17 protein-coding genes and 3 tRNA genes are annotated in these 20,682 nt (G+C 47.6%); 6 read left to right on the forward strand and 14 right to left on the reverse strand.

Annotated elements, in window-relative coordinates; translation table 11 throughout:
* Positions 1-87 precede the first annotated feature (87 nt).
* Positions 88-834 carry an HAD family hydrolase gene (locus tag LX69_RS06575; protein WP_245934951.1) on the reverse strand — a complete coding sequence of 249 codons (747 nt, stop codon included), beginning with the start codon at positions 832-834 and terminating at the stop codon, positions 88-90.
* Between the two features lie 57 nt (positions 835-891).
* Between LX69_RS06575 and LX69_RS06580 the strand changes: the two genes are divergently transcribed.
* On the forward strand, positions 892-1,572 hold the full coding sequence (locus LX69_RS06580) for a B3/B4 domain-containing protein (protein WP_111445037.1): 681 nt from the start codon (positions 892-894) through the stop codon (positions 1,570-1,572).
* 4 nt (positions 1,573-1,576) lie between these two features.
* Positions 1,577-2,341 carry an MBL fold metallo-hydrolase gene (locus tag LX69_RS06585; protein WP_111445038.1) on the forward strand — a complete coding sequence of 255 codons (765 nt, stop codon included), beginning with the start codon at positions 1,577-1,579 and terminating at the stop codon, positions 2,339-2,341.
* A gap of 130 nt (positions 2,342-2,471) precedes the next feature.
* Here LX69_RS06585 and xerD read toward each other — a convergent pair whose 3' ends face one another.
* Positions 2,472-3,371, reverse strand: coding sequence for a site-specific tyrosine recombinase XerD (xerD, locus tag LX69_RS06590; RefSeq protein ID WP_111445039.1), 900 nt, complete (start codon positions 3,369-3,371; stop codon positions 2,472-2,474).
* A gap of 185 nt (positions 3,372-3,556) precedes the next feature.
* On the opposite strand from xerD, the gene aroQ reads away from it, so the two are divergent.
* Positions 3,557-3,985 carry a type II 3-dehydroquinate dehydratase gene (gene aroQ, locus LX69_RS06595; RefSeq protein WP_111445040.1) on the forward strand — a complete coding sequence of 143 codons (429 nt, stop codon included), beginning with the start codon at positions 3,557-3,559 and terminating at the stop codon, positions 3,983-3,985.
* Positions 3,986-4,028: 43 nt separating this feature from the next.
* Positions 4,029-5,456, forward strand: coding sequence for a pyruvate kinase (gene pyk / locus LX69_RS06600; protein WP_111445041.1), 1,428 nt, complete (start codon positions 4,029-4,031; stop codon positions 5,454-5,456).
* Positions 5,457-5,620: 164 nt separating this feature from the next.
* On the opposite strand, the gene LX69_RS06605 is transcribed toward pyk, so the two are convergent.
* The 4 genes from LX69_RS06605 to clpB form a co-directional block, all read right to left on the reverse strand.
* Positions 5,621-5,694, reverse strand: a tRNA-Asp gene (locus LX69_RS06605).
* A gap of 34 nt (positions 5,695-5,728) precedes the next feature.
* Positions 5,729-5,802 (reverse strand) — tRNA-Asp (locus LX69_RS06610).
* Positions 5,803-5,847: 45 nt separating this feature from the next.
* Positions 5,848-5,921: transfer RNA gene (locus LX69_RS06615), tRNA-Asp, on the reverse strand.
* A gap of 184 nt (positions 5,922-6,105) precedes the next feature.
* On the reverse strand, positions 6,106-8,700 hold the full coding sequence (gene clpB / locus LX69_RS06620; protein WP_111445042.1) for an ATP-dependent chaperone ClpB: 2,595 nt from the start codon (positions 8,698-8,700) through the stop codon (positions 6,106-6,108).
* Between the two features lie 274 nt (positions 8,701-8,974).
* On the opposite strand from clpB, the gene LX69_RS06630 reads away from it, so the two are divergent.
* Both LX69_RS06630 and LX69_RS06635 read left to right on the forward strand, forming a co-directional pair.
* Positions 8,975-9,403 (forward strand): hypothetical protein, encoded by a 429-nt coding sequence (locus LX69_RS06630; protein WP_146260659.1) that lies wholly within the window; start codon positions 8,975-8,977, stop codon positions 9,401-9,403.
* Positions 9,404-9,444: 41 nt separating this feature from the next.
* On the forward strand, positions 9,445-12,540 hold the full coding sequence (locus LX69_RS06635; RefSeq protein WP_111445045.1) for an ABC transporter ATP-binding protein/permease: 3,096 nt from the start codon (positions 9,445-9,447) through the stop codon (positions 12,538-12,540).
* 168 nt (positions 12,541-12,708) lie between these two features.
* Here LX69_RS06635 and LX69_RS06640 read toward each other — a convergent pair whose 3' ends face one another.
* The 8 genes from LX69_RS06640 to guaA form a co-directional block, all read right to left on the reverse strand.
* On the reverse strand, positions 12,709-13,089 hold the full coding sequence (locus LX69_RS06640; protein WP_111445046.1) for a DUF1987 domain-containing protein: 381 nt from the start codon (positions 13,087-13,089) through the stop codon (positions 12,709-12,711).
* A 17-nt stretch (positions 13,090-13,106) separates the two neighbouring features.
* Positions 13,107-13,658, reverse strand: a complete 552-nt coding sequence (locus tag LX69_RS06645) for a SiaB family protein kinase (RefSeq protein ID WP_111445047.1) — start codon at positions 13,656-13,658, stop codon at positions 13,107-13,109.
* Between the two features lie 110 nt (positions 13,659-13,768).
* Entirely contained in the window at positions 13,769-14,632 is an 864-nt protein-coding gene (locus LX69_RS06650) for an Rpn family recombination-promoting nuclease/putative transposase (protein ID WP_111445048.1), read from the reverse strand.
* 127 nt (positions 14,633-14,759) lie between these two features.
* Positions 14,760-15,686: a serine O-acetyltransferase EpsC gene (epsC, locus tag LX69_RS06655; protein ID WP_111445049.1), complete on the reverse strand. Its 927-nt coding sequence runs from the start codon at positions 15,684-15,686 to the stop codon at positions 14,760-14,762.
* A 13-nt stretch (positions 15,687-15,699) separates the two neighbouring features.
* Positions 15,700-16,254 (reverse strand): AAA family ATPase, encoded by a 555-nt coding sequence (locus tag LX69_RS06660; RefSeq protein WP_111445050.1) that lies wholly within the window; start codon positions 16,252-16,254, stop codon positions 15,700-15,702.
* Positions 16,248-16,868, reverse strand: a complete 621-nt coding sequence (gene pnuC, locus LX69_RS06665; RefSeq protein ID WP_111445051.1) for a nicotinamide riboside transporter PnuC — start codon at positions 16,866-16,868, stop codon at positions 16,248-16,250. The genes LX69_RS06660 and pnuC overlap by 7 nt, the downstream gene beginning before the upstream one ends.
* Before the next feature lie 105 nt (positions 16,869-16,973).
* Entirely contained in the window at positions 16,974-18,578 is a 1,605-nt protein-coding gene (locus LX69_RS06670; RefSeq protein WP_111445052.1) for a S41 family peptidase, read from the reverse strand.
* A 367-nt stretch (positions 18,579-18,945) separates the two neighbouring features.
* Complete coding sequence (guaA, locus tag LX69_RS06675; RefSeq protein ID WP_111445078.1) at positions 18,946-20,475, reverse strand: glutamine-hydrolyzing GMP synthase; 1,530 nt, start codon at positions 20,473-20,475, stop codon at positions 18,946-18,948.
* Positions 20,476-20,682 lie beyond the last annotated feature (207 nt).

Below are 20,682 nucleotides of genomic sequence, written 5' to 3' on the forward strand. Positions count from 1 at the left end.
ACCGCGGTGATTTGCCTTTTATTCCGGCATCGTTTTTTTAATGCATGTTGAAGAGATCAGTTTTTTGAGCAGATGTTTGTTATGAAATCATCTTTTTCGGCTCACCTCTGCGGCCACTTCTGCCCACTGTTCATAAAGTGGTGCTGTGCCATTGAGAACCCTGTCGGCACCTTCTTCCAATAAACGCGAATCGGGCAGAATACCCGTGTTGACAGCAATGGTGGCGATGCCTGCTGCCTTGGCTGAACGAACCCCCAGGGGGGCATTTTCAATCACGATAGCTTCATGGGCATCAATTCCTGCGCGTTCCAGCGCCATCAGGTAGGGCTGTGGATCCGGTTTCTCGCGTGTGACATCGTTACCGGTAATCATCTCTGAAGCATCAATCCCAAAATCATTCTTCACGCGGTTGAGCAGCGACGGTTGTTTCGATCCGGTGACGATCAATGTTCGGATCCCTGCTTCGCGTAGCTGAGCCATCAGGGGTTGAATGCCGGGCAACGGAGCTGGTGCCGGGCTTTGCGTCATCAGTTGTGTTTTGAGTGTCTGCACGGCATGAACCTCTTCGGGGGTGGCTTCGCGTTTTAGGTGGGTGCGATAGGTGAGTTCGATGGTGCCTTTGCTGGTGCGCCCTTCGTTTTCGTAAGCGGATGCCTCGGGGTAGTCGATGCCCACGGTGGCAAATGCTTTTTTCCAAGTGCTGGCATGGTTGGGCATCGAGTCGTACAAAACTCCGTCCATGTCAAAGAATACAGCTTTTAATGTCATTGCGCTTGTCGTTTCCGGTTGAATGGCAAAGTTATCCTTTTTAGCCGCTTGCCGTTTGATGGGCATGGCTTTCTTTTTTACCTTTGCAGTTCAAATTTTTTGAGGTCATAACACCACTTTTTTATGCAAATATCCATCGAACCGGCCATCCGGGTCAAACTACCCCATCTTTTGTTGTCCGGTTTTGCCTGCCGGGTCAATGTGGCTCCTTCTTCATCTGAGTTGAAGTCCGAAATTGACCGGCAGCTGTCGCTTCTGGCCGAAACGCATACACCCGAATCTATTCGCGAAATGGCGCCAGTGAAAGCCACCAAGGATACTTATCGCGCTTTGGGCAAGGATCCCAATCGTTACCGCCCGTCGGCCGAAGCTTTGCTGCGCCGTGTGGCCAATGGCCGGGCGCTTTATGATATTTGCAATGTGGTTGATATTTTAAACCTTATATCGGCCACTACCGGTTTTTCTATTGGTGGATACGATGTTGATAATATCATGGGTGCCATTACTCTGGGGGTGGGTGAGCCGGAAGAGCCTTACGTGGGCATTGGCCGTGGCGATCTCAATATCGAGTCGTTGCCCGTGTTTCGCGACAGCTTGAGTGCCTTTGGATCCCCCACCAGTGATTCGGTGCGCACCATGGTCTCTCCCCGAACCACCCGTTTCTTAATGGTTTTTGTGGCCTTTGAGGCTTCCGGCGACTTGGAGCAGGCTGTTGTGCGTGCCCGTCAACTCTTGATGCAGTATGCGGGGGCTGATGATTTTGAGTGTTTTACTGTTTCTTCTTCGTCACCTGTTAATGAATAAATCGATGGTTCAGATATGTGCCTTGGCATCGGGTAGCAATGGTAACTGTTATTATGTGGGCAACGAGCACGATGCCGTGCTTGTGGATGTAGGTGTTAGTCGACGGCAGGTGCTCGACCGTATGAAGAAGGTGGGGCTCTCGGAGCAGAAAATCCGTGCCATATTTATCACTCATGAACATTCTGACCATTCGCGTGGCGTAAAACTTCTGAGTCAGAAACTCAAGGTTCCTGTTTTTATGAGTCCCGGCACTTTTAATCGGTGTTATGACGCCAATCGTCCTGATGTCTACACGCCGTTTTCTCCCGGGCAAGAGGTGGGCGTGGCTTCGTTGCGCATCCATACTTTCCTCAAGTATCACGATGCTGCTGAGCCTTGCAGCTTTGTGGTGCAATCCGCTCAGGTGTGTGTGGGGGTGATGACCGATATTGGTGAACCCTGCGACAATGTGAAGCAACACGTGGCCATGTGCGATGCCATTTTTCTTGAATCAAACTATGATGAACGGATGCTTTGGGATGGTAATTACCCGCTGTTTCTTAAAAATAGGGTTTCCTCACGTCACGGTCATTTGTCTAATGCGCAGGCACTCGAATTGGTTGACACCCATGCCGGTCCTCGTTTGAAAATGGTGTATTTGTCGCATCTCTCCGAGGAAAACAATCATCCAACCCTGGCCATGAAATGTTTTGAACCGTTGCAGGAGCGCTATCGCATTGAGTTAACCAATCGTTATGCCCCTTCTTCGGTGGCTGTTTTAAATGCTTGACGACATCGATATTTCCAATACAATCTTTCATCGCTTTTTTAATTGATGCGACTGTGTTGTGATGGGGAGGAGGAATACAAAAAAAGCGTTTCATAAAAATGAAACGCATTTTTTGTATCGAATTGTTGTGTTATGATCTCGGGTGATACTGAACAATGGTATTTTTCAGGTATTCCTTATCGAGATGGGTATAAATTTCGGTGGTGATGATTGACTCATGACCCAGCATTTCTTGTACGGCACGCAAGTTGGCACCGCCATCAATCAGGTGAGTGGCAAATGAGTGGCGGAATGTGTGCGGGCTGATGTTTTTAGTCAGACCTACTTTCGCAACCAAGGTCTTGATAATGGTAAATATCATCACGCGTGAGAGTTTCTTTCCGCGACGGTTCAAGAATAAGATGTCTTCATCGGCCGGATCAATTTTTAATGTACGGCGATAGTCGCTCAAATACAGGTTGATTTCTTTGATGGCTTTGGTGCTGATGGGAACCAGACGTTCTTTGCTGCCTTTGCCTTCAATTTTTACAAAACCTGATTCGAAAAAGAGGTTTGAGATCTTCAGGTCGATGAGTTCTGATACGCGTAAACCACAGCTGTAGAGTGTCTCCAGGATGGCTTTGTTGCGTTGACCTTCCGATTTTTTAACGTCGATGGTGTTGATGATCGAGTCGATTTCTTCTACCGTCAATACTTCCGGAAGCTTGCGACCCACGCGTGGGGCTTCCAGCAATGCGGTGGGGTCTTTTTCTACTTTCTCTTCAATCAGAAGATATTTGTAGAACGATTTGATGCCGCTGATGATGCGAGCTTGTGTGCGAGGGCTGATTCCTCTGTCGGTAATCTCCTGCATCATGGTTTTCAGGTTGGCCAATACCACCTGATCAGGACCAATGTTCATGCCCTTCTCGCGCAGGTAAACAACCAGCTTCTGCAAATCTGTTACGTAGGCGTGGATCGAATTGTCCGACAGCCCTTTCTCTACCTTGAGGTAGGTTCTAAAGCCTTCAATTTCTTTTTCCCAAGTCATTTTGATATTATTTAAGTATTTAATTCCCGCTTACAAAGTTAAGTAAAAATAACTATTAAACTGTATTCGCTGCAAGGGATTTTTTTAAATTTTTTTATGATAACGCTTTTCTTTTGGTTTTTTTTGGTTTTTTTTTTACGTGAAACTCTCTATTTTTGCACCACGCAATAAAAGATGCGCCGGTTATGAAAATAGTGATTCTCAATGGCCCAAATTTGAATTTGTTGGGCGTGCGCGAAAGATCCATTTATGGTGATCAGTCTTTCTCCAATTATTTGATACAGCTACAAGATCAGTTTCCGCAGGTTGAATTCTCTTATTTTCAGTCGAATATCGAAGGTGAGCTGATTAATCAGATTCATGAAGTCGGTTTTTCGGCCGATGGCATTGTTTTTAATGCAGGCGCATACACTCATACTTCTTTGGCTTTGGCCGATGCCATTGCTGCTGTGAAAACTCCTGTGGTTGAAGTACACATTTCCAATGTATTTAAGCGCGAGGCCGTACGTCATCATTCATTTATCGCCCCTGTTTGTTGTGGATCTATTTCCGGTTTCGGCATGGAGTCATATCGGTTGGCGGTTCTGGCGTTGTTGAAAATGTCTGAAAAATAATATATTTCTGAAATTCTATCGTAAAACACTTAATTAATTGTCAATGAAAAAATTCACGAAGATAGTTGCGACTATTTCGGATCAACGTTGTGACGTTGAATTTATCAGAGAGCTTTACAAAGCCGGGATCAATGTGGTGCGTCTGAACACAGCTCACATGGATCGAGAAGGGATGATGCGTGTGGTGAATAACACCCGTGCTGTGTCTGAGAAAATTGCCATTCTCGTGGATACTAAAGGTCCTGAAATTCGGACTACCGTTTGTGACGCCAAATTGGAATTCAGTACCGGCGACATTCTGCAAATGAAAGGTGATATCAACACCAAATCTACCAAAGAGTGTATTTGCGTATCGTATGCCGATTTCGTGAAAGACCTCAATGTAGGTAACATGATTTTGATCGACGATGGTGAAGTTGAATTCAAAGTGATTGAGAAAAAAGCAGATCACCTGATTTGCGAAGCTCAAAACAATGGTACCGTTGGTAGCCGTAAGAGTGTGAACCTTCCCGGTGTGAGTGTGAGCTTGCCTTCAATCTCTAAAAAAGACGTTGATTGTATCGAATTCGCTATCGAAAACGATATTGACTTTATTGCTCACTCTTTTGTTCGTCACAAAGCTGACGTTAAAGAGGTTCAGGATATTTTGGATGCCAAAGGTTGTCCTGCAAAAATCATCGCAAAAATCGAAAATCAGGAAGGTGTTAACAACATCGACGAAATTCTGGATGTGGTTTATGGTGTAATGGTGGCTCGCGGTGACTTGGGTATTGAAGTGCCTCAGGAGCGCATTCCTTTGATTCAGCGTCAGCTTATTCGTAAGTGCGTTGAGCGTAAAAAGCCCGTTATTGTGGCTACTCAGATGTTGCACACCATGATTAAGAATCCTCGTCCGACTCGTGCCGAGGTGACCGATATCGCCAATGCCATCTATTATCGTACCGATGCCATCATGTTGAGTGGTGAAACGGCTTATGGTGATTATCCTGTTGAAGCAGTGAAAACCATGTCACGTATTGCTCGTGAAGTGGAGCCTGCTAAAGACAACCGTAACGATATTCCTGTACCTTTTGTGAAAGAGGTGACTGCTTATTTGGCTGAAACGGCTGTGAAAGCTGGTGTGGAATTGCCCATTAAAGCCATCATTACTGATAGCTTTACCGGTAAAACGGCTCGTTTCATTGCTGCTTTCCGTGGTCGTATCCCTGTGTATGCGCTTTGCTATTCTAAACGTGTGGGTCGCGAATTGAACCTCTCTTATGGTGTGTTCCCCCGTTTGACTGAAGAAGGTACTTCAAAGGCTGACCGTTTGAAGAAAACTGTAGAGAAATTGCAGAAGAAAGAAATTCTTCACGAAGACGATATGGTGGTTTACATCGGTGGAAGCTTCGGAATTGGTGGTGGAACCACATTCATGGAAATTATTCCCGTGGAAGGTTTGCTTAAGAAAATTGAAAGCTATCGCGATTAATTCGCCTTAGTTATCTGAATATAAGGGTGAGTCGGTTGTCGGCTCACCTTTTTTATGCAATCCAATGATCCTTGTGGGTTGGGGGTTCAGGTGTGAAATGATTGGTGCATGTAAAAAAAAAGGTCATCACAACAAAGTTGTAACGACCTTTTAAAAATTATCAGCGGTCCGGACGGGACTCGAACCCGCGACCCCATGCGTGACAGGCATGTATTCTAACCAACTGAACTACCGAACCTGATATTTTTCGATGTTGTTTTTATTGCATCAAGCGGTCCGGACGGGACTCGAACCCGCGACCCCCTGCGTGACAGGCAGGTATTCTAACCAACTGAACTACCGAACCTTGATGTTTCAAGGTTGAAACGTGATGCAATAAAATGTTTTTTTGCGGTCCGGACGGGACTCGAACCCGCGACCCCATGCGTGACAGGCATGTATTCTAACCAACTGAACTACCGAACCAGTTTACTGATCTTTTCGACCGCAAAGCTTTTCCTTAAAAGCGATGCAAAGATAATGCTTCTTTTTTTTCTTGCAATAGCAAAGGCGCATTTTTATTGCCTTTTTTGCGGATGTGATTGGTTGTGAGTTCTGTTTATTTTACCGGGTATCGCATTTGGGGGCGATACCCGGTATTGTTGCCGTATTATGATGGATTGTTGTTGCGGAAGATGAGCTGATCATGTTCCTCGTCTACCATAGTGGCCTGGTCGCGGGCGAGTGTGTCGGCCAGCAGCTGCTTCGACAGATCGTTAAGCACGTATTTCTGCATGGCTCGCTTGATTGGGCGAGCGCCAAACAGCGGGTCGAATCCGGCTGCCGCAATCCATTGAACCGCCCGTGGGGTGATTTCGATACGAATGCCGTTGCCCCGGAGCATCTTTTGGATGCCGGCGAACTGTAGTTGTACAATCATGCGTATCTCATCCTCGTGGAGGGGGGTGAACATGATTACTTCGTCAATCCGGTTCAGAAACTCCGGTCGGATGGTCTGTTTGAGCAGTTCAAACACTTCTTTGCGTGTTTTTTCGGCCACAGCATCCAGCGTGGCTGAGGTCACGTTTTCATAGTTTTGTTGTATCAGTTGCGACCCACTGTTGGAGGTCATGATGATGATGGTGTTTTTAAAATCCACTGTCCGTCCTTTGTTGTCGGTCAACCGTCCGTCGTCAAGCACCTGAAGCAGGATGTTGAAAACGTCAGGGTGTGCTTTCTCTATTTCATCGAGCAGCACGACCGAGTATGGTTTGCGACGCACTGCTTCTGTGAGTTGTCCTCCTTCGTCGTAACCCACATAACCGGGAGGTGCCCCAATGAGTCGTGATACTGAGTGGCGTTCCTGGTATTCCGACATGTCGATGCGGGTGAGGTGGTTTTCGTCGTCAAAGAGAAACTCAGCCAACGCCTTGGCCAATTCTGTTTTACCCACGCCGGTGGTTCCCAGGAAGATGAACGATCCAATGGGGCGTTTGGCGTCCTGCAATCCGGCTCGTGAGCGACGCACGGCATCGGAGATGGCGCGGATGGCTTCTTCCTGACCCACCACGCGCTTGTGCAGTTCGTCTTCGAGTGTCAGTAGTTTTTGTTTCTCGCTCTTCATCATCTTCGATACCGGGATGCCCGTCCATCGGCTCACCACTTCAGCGACATCTTCTGAGTCGACCTCTTCTTTAATCATCGGGTTGTCCGACTGCTGTTGTTGCAGCTGTTGCTTGCAATTGTCGATGGCACGTTCGGCTTCCTGGATGCGTCCGTAGCGTATCTCAGCTACTTTTTCGTAGTTCCCCTCTCGTTCGGCGCGTTCGGCTTCAAATTTGAGTGTTTCAATTTCCGATTTATGTTTCTGAATTTTGTCGATGAGGGTCTTTTCCGATTCCCAGCGAGCCCGCAGTTCAGAGCGTTGATCCTTCAGTTCGGCAATTTGTTGTCCCAGCAAGGTGAGTTTGGGTTGGTCGCCTTCCCGTTTGATGGCCTCCTTCTCAATTTCCAGCTGTTTGATGCGGCGTTCAATTTCGTCCAGCTCTTCGGGTACGGAGTTCATCTCGAGCCGTAACTTCGAGGCGGCCTCGTCGATCAGGTCAATGGCCTTGTCGGGCAAAAAGCGATCGCTGATGTAGCGTTGCGATAGTTCTACGGCCGCAATGATGGCTTCGTCCTTAATACGTACTTTGTGGTGGCTCTCGTAGCGATCTTTCAGTCCCCTCAGAATGGAAATGGTGCTGAGTGTGTCGGGTTCGTCCACCATCACAATTTGAAATCGGCGCTCGAGCGCTTTGTCCTTTTCAAAATATTTTTGGTACTCGTTGAGTGTGGTCGCCCCAATGGCGCGTAACTCGCCCCGTGCCAATGCGGGTTTTAGGATGTTGGCTGCATCCATGGCGCCTTCACTTTTGCCGGCACCCACCAGTGTGTGAATTTCGTCAATAAATAGAACGACTTCGCCTTCGGCGGCAATCACTTCGTTGACAACGGCTTTGAGACGCTCTTCAAATTCGCCTTTGTATTTGGCTCCGGCAATGAGCGCCCCCATATCCAGTGAAAAAATCTGTTTCGATTTGAGGTTTTCAGGAACGTCGCCCTTGACAATGCGGTGTGCCAATCCTTCGGCGATGGCTGTTTTTCCCACGCCCGGTTCGCCAATGAGGATGGGGTTGTTTTTGGTTCGACGGGAGAGGATTTGAAGGATGCGTCGAATTTCGTCGTCTCGCCCGATAACGGGGTCGAGTTTGCCCGACTGAGCCCGCTCGTTGAGGTTTACCGCATAGCGGCTCAGTGAGTTATAGCTGTCTTCGGCCGATGGTGAGGTGGCCTTATTGCCTTTGCGCAGTTCGGCGATGGCCTGGGTCAGTTCTTTCTCTCCCAAACCGGCGTCTTTGAGCAGGTTGCTCACCTGGTCTTTGACCTGCAGGAACGCACCCAAAAGGTATTCGATGCTGACGTACTGATCGCCTGCTTTTTGCGAGAGTTGTACGGCTTTTTGCAAGAGGTCATTGACTGTGCGCGATAAGTAATTTTCGCCACCGCTCACTTTTGGGTACGATGCGATGATGCCCTCGAGAGCCGGCTTAATGTCGCGAATGGACAACTTGCGAAACAGGAAGTTCATCACGTTGTCGTCGGCTTCGAGCATGCCTTTGAGCAGATGGCCGGCTTCGATGGCTTGTTGTTGATTTCCTTGGGCAATTTCAAAGGCTTTTTGAATGGCCTCCTGCGATTTGATGGTGAAATTATTCAGGTTCATATTTTAAAGTTTCAGTTATCTGCGTTAGTCCACTGATAATTGTTCGTTGTTCTCTGTTTTTTGTATTGGTTATCTTCAATTTGCTTGCCATTGATTGAATGATGACAATTTGACTTATTGGTTCTGTGAATGATGTCATTCTGGCGTTTTTTTATCTGTATTGGCTTAATGGCGGGCATATCACACAAGCCCATTGTCGGCAGCGAAGTCACTTTTTATTTTGTATGGCCTATTTTTTTTGTAAATTTAACCAATCATCTAAAGCACAATATTTATGAAAAAAATGGCGATGTTTTTGGGAATCACCATGATGCTGGCCTTTTTCCCGGTGTCGTTGAGTTCTCAGCAGGATGAATTGACCGCGCGATGCGCCGGTTGTTTTATGTCGCCTTATATCACCACCGGCCAGGCAATGAAGGCGTTTCTAACGGGCGATGAAGTGGCCGAATTTCACACCTCGCTTTACGCAGGTAATATCTATCGAATTGCGGCTTGTAGTCAAGAGGCGGGGAACATTATTTTTTCGGTCTATGATAAAAATCGTCGATTGCTCTTCGATAGTAAAAAAACGGTCAATGCCGAATATTGGGATTTTAAAGTCGAAGGGTCACTTGAGTGTATCATTGAAGCACGATTGAACGAGCAAAAGCTCCACTCCGGGGTAGTGTTGGTGATGATTGGGTTTAAAAGTCTGCTCAATTAATAAGCTTATTCATGATAATCATCTTATAATCCCTTACAAATATGAGTGAGGGAATTTTGAGGGCGTTGATGCAGCTGTTTGCTGTGGTGGTGTTTTCGTCGGGAGAATTGCTTTCGCGCCGTGCGATTGTCAAAGCGTTTTTGATGCGTCACCTCAATTCGCATCAAACGGATGAATATCTCGAACTCTTTGATGAGTTCTATCGTCAACACGAATCTCGTTTGAGTGACCGGGGGCGTTTCCATCGTCGTGTGTCGGTCAGTTCTGTCAAGACCTTGCGCATTGCCATGGCCATCAACGAGGAGTTGACTTATTTCCAAAAGATTATTCTCGTTATTCAGTTAATTGAGTTTCTCAATTCGGGCAGTGGTATTTCGGAGTTGGAGCATGGTTTTGTGCTCAACGTGTCGCAAACCCTCAATATTCGTGATGACGAGTTTCGATTGCTCTATGATTTTATCGTTTTGCCCCTCGAAAAGACGCCTCTTTGTGATCAGTTGCTCATTATTTCCGAAAACGAACAACGGGCTGCTCAGGGGCGATTTCTCATGTGGGACGACATTGAAGCTGAGGTGCATGTCTTGTATCTGGAGTCTCTGCCGTTATTGTTGATGCGTTGCAGTCGTGACGCCAACCTGACCCTCAACGGGCAGTTGGTGTCGGCCGACACGGTGCATGTGCTTCATCCGGGGAGTTCTATTCGCAGCCGTCGTTCCGACCCATTGTTTTATAGTGACATCATTAGCTGCTTTTTGTCGTGTGTCTCCGAGCAGCCGTTTACTTTCGAGGTTGATGATCTTAGTTATATTTTTCGGAAGGGGAATGTGGGGTTGCATCCCATGTCTTTTGCTACACGGTCGGGGCGTTTGGTGGGGGTTATTGGCGACAGTGGTGCCGGTAAAACCACCCTGATAAACCTGTTGTGCGGTATTTATAAGCCTTCCGGAGGATCGGTGTCTATCAATGGGATCGATATGCATCGCCACCCCGATAAGGTGAAGGGGTTGGTGGGACTTGTCTCGCAGGACGATTTGCTCATGGAGGATTTGACCGTTTACCAAAACCTCTATTATAATGCCCGTCTTTGTTTTGGTGATTGGAGTGAAGATCAGATACAAGACCGGGTGGTGACCTTATTGCGTTCGTTAGGACTCTATGAGGTGCGACAGATGAAGGTGGGAAGTCCGTTGTTCAAGAATATCAGTGGAGGGCAGCGTAAGCGCCTGAACATTGCGTTGGAGTTGATACGAGAGCCGGCCATTCTTTTCCTCGATGAGCCCACTTCGGGGCTCTCGTCGCGCGACTCGGAGAACGTCATTGACCTGCTTAAGGAACTCACCATTAAGGGAAAGCTCATTTTTGTGGTTATTCATCAGCCATCCTCTACTGTTTTTAAGCTTTTCGATCAGTTGCTTGTGCTCGATACCGGGGGATATCTGATATATAACGGTGAGCCGGTTGAGAGCATCACCTATTTTAAGGCCGGCGTTAATCACGCGGGACGTGATGCCAACGAATGTCCTGCTTGTGGGAATGTGAATGCCGAACAGATTCTGAACATTGTCAACACGCACGTGGTGGACGAGTATGGAAACCTCACTTCACGTCGACGCATCAACCCGGTTGAGTGGTATGAACGGCATCAATACACGCAGAGTTTGGCCGGCCGTGCTGTTCAGGTGGAGAAAGCAGAGTTGCCTGCGGTCAACTTCAAGGTACCCGGGCGCTTGCGGCAATTTTTTGTTTTTACCTCTCGCGATCTCTTGTCGAAGTTGCGTAACCCTTCTTATTGGTTCATCAACTTGTTACAGGCTCCCGTGCTGGCTGTTCTCCTGGCTTCATTGTTGCGTTATTACAATGTGGACGAAGCTTTTAATCGAGGGTATGTGTTTGCCGACAATCCCAATTTGGTGGTGTATTTGGTGATTGCTGTGATTATTTCGCTTTTTGCAGGTCTTACGCTCAGTGCCGAAGAGATTATTAGTGATCGTAAAATTCTTAATCGGGAATCTTTTCTGCAGTTAAGTTGGTTGAGTTACCTTTTTTCTAAGGTCGTGATTATTGGCACCATCTCAGCCATTCAAACGGCTCTGTTTGTTTGGATTGGCAATGGCATCATGCAAGTGCATCAGATGTTTTTTCCTTATTGGCTGGTGTTGTTCAGTGCTGCTGTGTTTGCCAATTTGTTGGGGTTGATCATTTCCGATTCGCTCTCCAAGACTGTCAATATTTACATCATTATACCTTTCCTGATCATTCCTCAGTTGATTCTGAGTGGCGTGTTTGTGGGGTACGATCGTTTCAATCCTCATTATGCATCGCCCGACGACATCCCCTGGTACGGTGAATTGGTGACGGCTCGTTGGGCTTTTGAGGCGTTGGCAGTGCATCAGTATAGTGCCAATGCTTACCAAAAGCCGTTTTTTGAACTAGAGCAACAGAAAAGCCGCGCCATGTACATGAAGGATTACTGGTCGCCGGCCATGTTTGCCAAAATTGAAGCTGCCAAAATTGCACATGGACAAGGTGATGATGCCAAGGTTCATCAGTTGCTCCATGTTTTTGCTTCCGAATTTGATCGACAGGCCGTCTTGGGGCATGAGCCCATGATGGTTCGATTGATGAAACCCCGGTACAACGATTCGATCGATCATTTTTTGCGTTCGACCATCGACACGTTACGGATTTATTATCGACAACAATACAATGATGCGGATCGCCAATTGGATTTGATGAGAAATCAGCAGATTGAAACCATGGGACGCGAGGAGTACTTGCTGTTGCGTGACCGTTGTTATAACGATGCCCTTGATCGTTTTATGCGCAATACCAATCAGATGCTGGCCGACAAAATTATTGAGTATCATGGTCGTTTCATTCAAAAGGTCGACCCTGTTTATCGCAAAAGTTCGCATCCCTATCTGTTGGCTCACTTTCTGGCATCGAGTAAAAACTTTGGCCGTTATCAAATTCCTACCTTATGGGCCAATGTGATGGTGATTTGGGCTTTCAACATCATTTTATTCGTCTTTCTTTATTTCCGATTGGTGTCGCGTTTGATGGAGATCTGGGCATTGTTGAAGCATCGCACCTGGAAAAAATTCGAGGAAGGGGACGAAGGCGGGGATGGCGGTTGATGGTGTCATTCCAAATTTGGCATAGCCCAAAAACCCCGATGTAATAAACGCATCACTTATCGACAATTTTTTATTAATTATCGAACAACCCAACGAAATGATTGCTTGTTGAGCCACAGAAATGCGTGTTTTACAACGGGGTTGTATGAGGTGGGGCAAGAGAGCGGTTTACTCTTCCATTTCAATCATTTTAAAAGGAATGTTAATGATTGATTGATAATCTTCCCCTGCTTCAAACATGTCTTCATCATCTTCTTCGTAATACCAGTTCACTTCCACCGGATTGCCTTTTTTATGAATCAGCTCCAGTTTTTTAAAGATGTCTAGAATGCATTTAGAAGAACTGGTGTTGAAATATTCCAACTGTATGTTCACGTTGGTTTCTTTCGTCGGACTACCGCTGTATTTTTCCAGCCAGTCGATCAAGGGCTTGTAAAATTCCACTGAGTTCTCGGGAATCGAGCGCCCTTTGATCTCTACCAGGCCTTTGTCGGAGTCAAAGCGAACAAATGGTGTTTTGGGAGTTCCTTCTCTAATAATTGTTTCCATACGGTCGATATGGTGTTTTAACTTATATAAATATCCAGTGAGTAAAAATAGTAATCCTCGTTGATTTGATGAAAAAAATAGTCCAGTTTATTTCCTGTTTTTTTCACAATGTCGAGCAATCCCATGCCACCGCCTCCTTTTTCCGAAAATTCGTTGTTGTTGAGAATGTCGCGATACAGCACTTTCACCTCGTAATCCGAGAGGGAATTGATTTGTTCGATACGGTCTTTGAGGAATCGTACTTTGTGACGGGTCACAAAGTTGCCAGTACTCACCCGAAAAAAGGGGCCATCTTTGCTCACCAGAAACACCGCAAAGTGAGTTCCGCTGGCTTGGGTTGACATCTCCTCGGGTACCCGGTCGACATGGTGATAGAGGTTTTGCATGGCTTCGATGGCCACCTGATACACCTTTTTTCGCAGGGGAAGCTTGATGGTGTCGTCGTTGAGCTGTGCCTCCAGCGTTTGCATACTCTCAGCAATACTCTCAGGGGTGATATCGCCCAGGTAATCGAGCAGAATATCGCCGTATTGTTTTTTTGTATGCCATTCGTGGAGGTCGAAGTTCATGTGTGGGAGTGGGTTATGGTTTCTAAAAGGTTACATGACTATTGTTTGCAGACTGTAAGTGTGTGGAGTTTATTTGTGGGGATTGATTGGTTTAGTCCTGATATTTGAATTTATGACCTCATTTTTTCAATTTCCGACTCCGGCAAACCGGTCAGCTCTGCGATGTCTTTGGATGACAATCCCTTTTTGAGGGCTCTGAGGGCTACGTCCATTTTTTCTTCGTTTTTACCTTCGTTTTTGCCTTCATCACGGGCTGTGTCCAGTGAGTTTCTTAAATCACGGTAATATTTTAAACTGTCCTCGTACGAACGTGCCTGCTCGGGTGTGAACCTGGCAATTTCGGCTGTTTCAAATAGTTTTTCAAAAATGTTTTCTCTCAGTTTATCCGGGATTCGTTCCAATTTATTGAGATTTTTTAATACAAACAACCATTTGTCGAATCTTGTTTCCAGTTCGTCTATTGTTTTGTTGAACTTTGGCATCTCCAGATAGATAAATGTCAGTTTGTTGTAAAAAACTTTCTGGGTTTCAATGTCTGAAAGTTTTACATCATAGCGAAATTTTGAGGGTTCATTTTTATCGGCGTCGAACACAAAATCAAGAATGGCAATGGTGTACACGGCCTTCTGTTCAAAGTCCCAATCTGCTCGTTTGGCTTGCTCGCGAATGGGAAAGGTCGAATAGTAAACGGTTCTGTCTTTGAAGAAATTTTGTTTTGATTTTTGAAGTTCCACGATGAATTTCTCGCCCCGTTGATTCTCGCAATACAAATCAAAAATGGCTTTGCGGTCAATGTCGCTCTCTCCAAGTCGTTCTGATTTGAGATAGGTCAAATCGGTAATTTCGCCTTGTTCCTCTTTGAGTAACTGATTGAGGAAATCCAATAACAAATCTTTGTTAGGTTCTTCACAAAACAGTTTCTTGAAACCGTAGTCGGTAAACGGATTGATATATTTTTCAGTAAAAACAGTCATTGGATTTTGATACAAAAACTATTATTTATCCCGAACTCGCATGTGTATGCGTTGCTTGCCCGCTTTTTTACAAATATAAATAATTGTTGATAGGATTGTTTGTTTTTTGATGATGGCTGGATGACTCTTATATTCCTCCGCCATCGCTGTACAGCATCTCTTTGGGTTTGAATTGCACGATTTTTGATCCCGGCGGCACATTATTGGTCACCCACACGTTGCCCCCAATGGTAGAGCCGGCCCCCACGGTGATGCGCCCCAGGATGGTGGCTTGCGCGTAGATGATCACATCATCCTGAACAATGGGGTGACGGGGAATCCCTTTGATGGGGTTGCCGTTTTCGTCCAGTGGGAAGCTCTTGGCTCCCAGGGTGACTCCCTGAAAGAGTTTGACGTTTTTGCCGATGATGGAGGTGGCTCCAATCACCACGCCCGTACCATGGTCGATGGTGAATGATTCGCCAATTTGTGCGTTGGGGTGAATGTCGATGCCGGTTTCGGAATGCGCCATTTCGGAAATCATCCGGGGGATCAGTGGAACTCCCAGCGTGAGCAGGGCATGAGCAATGCGGTAGTTGGTGATGGCACGGATGGCCGGGTAGCAAAATATTACCTCTCCACGGCTTTGGGCGGCAGGGTCGCCCAGGAAGGCGGCCTCCACATCGGTGGATAGTTTGCGGCGCAATTCGGGCAGGCACGCAACGAAGCGGGTGGCCATGTCGAAAGCCTGGTTTCGGATTTCCATCGACGGGATGCTCTCATCGCCCGAGCATGAAAAACACAAGCCGGCGTGTATTTGGTCGACAAGCAGGTGAAACACACGTTCGGTGTTGACACCCAGGTAGTAGTGGATGCTTTCGCAACGCACTTCGGAATGTCCGAAATAACCCGGAAAAATGATTTCGCGCAGCAAGTCAACAATCTCCTTCAATTGTTGCGTTGAGGGCATGGGTTGGTTGTGTAGGTGGCGGTGACAAACCGATTGATAGGAGCTTTCATTGGCCAGTTCGTCAATGGCTTTTTTCAGTTCTTTCGGATATTTGTACGAGGTCATGTGTGATTGATAATCAGAGTGTTTGTATTTCGGTGTTCAGGGAAAGTTGAACGCCCAGTTTTTTGACTTCCTGAATGGCGTTTTCGGTTCGTTGCAGACCGCTGCCGGCAATGATAACATATTTTTGGCCGTAATGTTCCAGTTCTTTTTTATAAGCCAAAAACAGCGATTCTCTGATTTTGCCGTTCTCGCGCACATCGTCGGCTTCCCAGGGCAGATCGGGGGCGCACAACAGGTACAAATCCATGGGGCGTTGGCGGATGGCTGCATCCAGCCAGTCGGGTTGACGCTGCCACACGTGGGTGAACCACACTTTGGTAATCATCAAAAAGGTGTCGAAAAACACGGCCGGATACACCGGATGGACGGCCACATTGCAGGCATCGTATTGCGACATCTGCTTGCGGGCAATTACTTCCACATCTTCGTAGGTGTAGTGACGTGGCAGGTTGGCCACATAGTCGCGCGCATATTCGGTGATAAAGCGGCCATGGAAATATTCAGCCAATTGCTTGGTCAGGGTCGATTTGCCGACCGATTCAGGTCCGGTGATGGCGATTTTTAGCATAGAGGAGTTTTTTGTGCCTTGAGGTTTTTATGCCACTGAACCAGGCCTATGACCGATCCAATGGTGTAAACGATATACAGAAACATTGTGTAATGTAATTCTTTTAATGAGAACATTATGGCCGATATAATGTTCACCACCAGCCAGATGTGCCATTGCTGGATGACCTTTTGCGACAACAACCAGGTGGCAACCACCGATGCTGCCACGGTAAATGCATCGGTGAATGGAAAGCTGGAGTCTTTGAGCCCGATGATGGCCGGCATTTTTAATAAAATTGTCAGCAGCAACGCGTAACAGCCTACGAGAATCAGCAGAGACGTCCTGATTTGTTGTCGGTTGATGTTTGTGATGGGCAGCGCCTGTGCGGTTGGTTTGTGGTTCCAGTGAATCCAGCCATAGATGCTGATGATGATGTAATAAATCATCAACCCACTGTCGGCATAAAAGCCTGCATGAAAGAAAACCCAGGCCAGGAGAGCCGACGAAACAATGCCAAAGAACCACATGATGACTTTGGCTTTAATTTCAAAATAGAGATAAATGAGCGACAGTACAATCCCCGTCAACTCTATGGGATCGGATTGCCGGAACCATTCGATGATTGTTTGCATGGAGTGGTGCTAGGATTCTTTTAGTTGGGTGTTATAATGGATTGGTTGTTTTGTTGATTGGCTGTTTTGAGGAGACGCGATGAATCGCGTCTCTGTCATTGGCCATCACTTATTTCCTTTCAACACTTCGTTATATTTGTTTTTCTCTTCCAGTATTTTGATGGCTTCATTGTAGGTGTCCATCAAGGGGTTCATGATTTGGAAATATTCGGCACTGCTCCATAAATCCCTGGCAAAAAGAGCCTTTATTTGTGAGGTGATGAGTGACTGCGATTTTTTAAAGTCGGCATCGTCATAGTCAATGCCCTCTTTTTTTGCATACTCAATCAGCTGATTGGTGAGGTTTTGACCTACGGTGAATTCTTTATTGAACACATCAAACGTGGGATATTGCTTTTCCAAATCGTTTCGCATCACATCCAAGGTGGTGATGACAAAGTGGTTGATGATGCCTTTGTTGAATAGTTGTCGGTAATACTGCGAGAATTGCGACGTGTCGGCCGGGATGAAAATGTCGGGCATGATGCCGCCACCACCATACACCTTGCGTTTACTCAGTTGGGTGTAGTGGATGTCCATGTTTTCGGTATGAATGCTGTCGCGATGTGTCAATTCACCCCGTTTGAGGCGGGCGGCGAGTTCATCCTGATAGGCTTGACGACCCTCTTCGTAGGGTTTTTGTATGCATCGTCCGGCCGGGGTGTAGTATTTGGCCACCGTCAGTCGAATGACGGCACCGTCGGGCAGGGTGAAGGGGCGTTGTACCAGCCCTTTACCAAAACTGCGACGTCCCATGATTACGCCGCGATCCCAGTCCTGAATGGCGCCGGCCACAATTTCGCTGGCCGAGGCCGAGCCTTCGTCGATGAGCACCACCACGCGTCCTTTCTCGAAGTTTCCTTTGGCGGTGGCGTTGTTGTCGCGTCGGGGATTGTTGAGCCCCTGGGTGTAGACAATGAGTTTGCGGTTGTCGAGAAGCTCGTCGGCCATGTCGATGGCCGCGTTGAGGTATCCGCCGCTGTTGCCCCTGAGGTCAATGATGAGGCTTTCGGCTTTTTGGCTCGCCAGCTGGTTGATGGCCTTGGTAAACTCTTCGGAAGTGGTGGCCGAAAAGCGGTTTACCTTGATGTAGCCAATGGTGGGGGTGGCCATGTACACGGCATCGATGCTGTAAAGGGGGATTTTGTCGCGGGTGACCACAAACAGCAGTAACTCGCTTTGTTCGCGTCGCTGAATGGTCATGTTTACCTTGGTGCCTTTGGGGCCGCGCAACTTCTTCATTACATCGCTGTTTTTGAGACCAATGCCAGCCACCAGTGTGTCGTTGATGGAGAGGATGCGGTCGCCGGCTTTGATGCCCACTTTTTCGCAGGGTCCCCCGGATATGGGGTTGACCACCACCAGCGTATCGTTGTGGATGTTGAACTCGATGCCCACCCCTTCGAAGCTGCCCACCAGGGGTTCGTTCATGGCTGCCACTTCTTTGGCTGAGATGTAAGTGGAGTGAGGGTCGAGGGTTTTGAGCATCCCTATCACGGCTTCTTCGCCCATCTTTTCCTGATCGATGCTGTCAACATAAAACGTGTTGACTAACTGCCAGGCCATTTGTATTTTCTGAACGTTTTTATCAAATACTTGTGCCTGTGAGGTCGAAAAACCCAAGGGGAGGAGCAGAAGGGAGAGTAGGGAGAGATATTGGATTTTTTTCATGTGTCTATGTTTAAGCAAGATGCTGGTTATTAGTTGTTTTCCTTTAGCCACTAATTGAACGAATTAAACGAATTGTGGGGCATCGTCATGTTCCTGTGTGTCGGCCGTGGCAAACATGGATGTTTCAACTGATTAAAAAAAGTATTAAGACATGAGTGTTAAGACACAAGACGATGAGTGTTTTTAAACCCCGAAGGTTTTTGAAACCTTCGGGGTTTAATGACCTTCGGGTTTTAGCAAATTTAAGCCTTTTGGGCATACCAGACCCAATTATTTTGGGGCTTTTGTCCTGTGGTAGGGTAGGAAATAAAAAACTCCGGAAACAAGCATTGTTGTATCCGGAGTTAAATGTGTGTATGTCAAAGGGTCATTCCCATTCGATGGTTGCCGGTGGCTTGGAGCTGATGTCGTACACCACGCGGTTCACGCCCCGCACTTTGTTGATGATTTCGTTGGAGATGTTGGCCAGGAATTCGTAGGGGAGATGTACCCAGTCGGCCGTCATGCCATCGGTAGAGGAGACCGCACGCAGTGCCACGGCATTTTCGTAGGTGCGTTCGTCGCCCATCACGCCCACGGTTTGCACGGGCAGCAGGATCACACCCGCCTGCCACACACTGTCGTAAAGGCCGGATGTTTTGAGGCCGTTGATGAAAATGTGATCCACCTCTTGTAACAGCGCCACGCGTTCGGGAGTGATCTCACCCAGGATGCGGATGGCCAGGCCTGGCCCCGGGAATGGGTGGCGATTGAGGATGGTCTCTTCGAGGTTGAGCGAGCGACCCACGCGGCGTACCTCGTCCTTGAACAGTAGGTTGAGGGGCTCCACCACTTTCAGGTGCATTTTTTCGGGCAGACCGCCCACATTGTGGTGCGACTTAATGGTCACCGATGGGCCATTGACCGATACCGACTCGATGATGTCGGGGTATATGGTGCCTTGAGCAAGCCATTTGACGTCTTGTATCTTGTGGGCTTCCACATCGAAAACTTCGATGAAGACGCGGCCGATGGTTTTGCGTTTCTCTTCGGGATCGGTTTTGCCTTTGAGCTCGCTCAGGAAGCGATCGCGGGCATCGACTCCGATGACGTTCAGACCCATGTGCTGGTATGAATCCAGGACGCCGGTAAACTCGTCTTTGCGTAACAGGCCGTTGTCAACAAAAATACAGGTGAGGTTTTTGCCAATGGCACGGTGCAACAACAGGGCAGCCACCGAGCTGTCCACCCCCCCCGAGAGGCCAAGCACCACTTTGTCGTTGCCTAGTTTCTCCTGGAGCGACTTCACGGTGGTGTCCACAAACGAGTCGGGTGTCCAATTTTGCTCGCATCCGCAAATGTTGCACACAAAGTTTTTCAATATCTGATGCCCTTCGGTGGAGTGATACACCTCGGGGTGGAACTGCAGACCGTAAGTCTGCTCGTTGGCTACCTGAAAGGCAGCCACCTTCACCTCGTCGGTGCTGGCGGTGATTTTGTAATTGTTGGGCAGTTTCACAATGGTGTCGCCGTGCGACATCCACACCTGGCTGTGCTGAGTCACATTTTGGAGCAGCGGGCAGCTGTTGTCGGCATAACGAAGGTTGGCACGGCCATACTCGCGTGAAGCCGAGGGTGCCACTTCGCCGCCAAAGTTGTGCGACAGGTGCTGAGCGCCGTAGCAGATGCCCAGCAGGGGCAATTTGCCCTTGATGTGGGTCAGGTCGGGGGTGGGCGCCCCTTCCTCCCGGACGCTCGAGGGACTGCCCGAAAGGATCACACCTTTGATTTCCGGGGTGAGTGCCGGGACTTTGTTGAAGGGATGAATTTCGCAGTAGACATTGATTTCGCGGATTCTGCGCGCGATGAGCTGCGTGTACTGCGACCCGAAATCGAGAATGATAATTTTTTCCTGCATCAGGGTATCGTGATAAAATGTGATGTTGTTATTTGGCCGCAAATATAGCATTAAATTTCACGCTCACTGTTACATGGTTTGAATAAACCCCAAGGAATTTCAATTGCTGAAAGGGAGGGTGTTGACCATTGAGGCACTCATGTTCGTACCAACGTCGTGCCATTTTCGCCCCTTCTTCGACTCCGGGTCGAAGCGGTATCGAAGGGG

This window comes from Breznakibacter xylanolyticus (assembly GCF_003254275.1).
GTDB classification, from domain to species: Bacteria; Bacteroidota; Bacteroidia; order Bacteroidales; family Marinilabiliaceae; genus Breznakibacter; species Breznakibacter xylanolyticus.

Bases quoted from the DNA above. Each gene is read 5' to 3' on its own strand.
- pyk (WP_111445041.1), top strand. From the start codon at position 4,029: ATGAAAAAATTCACGAAGATAGTTGCGACTATTTCGGATCAACGTTGT.
- epsC (WP_111445049.1), bottom strand. From the start codon at position 15,686: ATGACCTCGTACAAATATCCGAAAGAACTGAAAAAAGCCATTGACGAA.
- LX69_RS06580 (WP_111445037.1), top strand. From the start codon at position 892: ATGCAAATATCCATCGAACCGGCCATCCGGGTCAAACTACCCCATCTT.
- LX69_RS06670 (WP_111445052.1), bottom strand. From the start codon at position 18,578: ATGAAAAAAATCCAATATCTCTCCCTACTCTCCCTTCTGCTCCTCCCC.
- xerD (WP_111445039.1), bottom strand. From the start codon at position 3,371: ATGACTTGGGAAAAAGAAATTGAAGGCTTTAGAACCTACCTCAAGGTA.
- LX69_RS06650 (WP_111445048.1), bottom strand. From the start codon at position 14,632: ATGACTGTTTTTACTGAAAAATATATCAATCCGTTTACCGACTACGGT.
- LX69_RS06630 (WP_146260659.1), top strand. From the start codon at position 8,975: ATGAAAAAAATGGCGATGTTTTTGGGAATCACCATGATGCTGGCCTTT.
- pnuC (WP_111445051.1), bottom strand. From the start codon at position 16,868: ATGCAAACAATCATCGAATGGTTCCGGCAATCCGATCCCATAGAGTTG.
- LX69_RS06585 (WP_111445038.1), top strand. From the start codon at position 1,577: ATGGTTCAGATATGTGCCTTGGCATCGGGTAGCAATGGTAACTGTTAT.
- LX69_RS06575 (WP_245934951.1), bottom strand. From the start codon at position 834: ATGCCCATCAAACGGCAAGCGGCTAAAAAGGATAACTTTGCCATTCAA.
- clpB (WP_111445042.1), bottom strand. From the start codon at position 8,700: ATGAACCTGAATAATTTCACCATCAAATCGCAGGAGGCCATTCAAAAA.
- LX69_RS06635 (WP_111445045.1), top strand. From the start codon at position 9,445: ATGAGTGAGGGAATTTTGAGGGCGTTGATGCAGCTGTTTGCTGTGGTG.
- LX69_RS06640 (WP_111445046.1), bottom strand. From the start codon at position 13,089: ATGGAAACAATTATTAGAGAAGGAACTCCCAAAACACCATTTGTTCGC.
- LX69_RS06645 (WP_111445047.1), bottom strand. From the start codon at position 13,658: ATGAACTTCGACCTCCACGAATGGCATACAAAAAAACAATACGGCGAT.
- LX69_RS06660 (WP_111445050.1), bottom strand. From the start codon at position 16,254: ATGCTAAAAATCGCCATCACCGGACCTGAATCGGTCGGCAAATCGACC.
- guaA (WP_111445078.1), bottom strand. From the start codon at position 20,475: ATGCAGGAAAAAATTATCATTCTCGATTTCGGGTCGCAGTACACGCAG.
- aroQ (WP_111445040.1), top strand. From the start codon at position 3,557: ATGAAAATAGTGATTCTCAATGGCCCAAATTTGAATTTGTTGGGCGTG.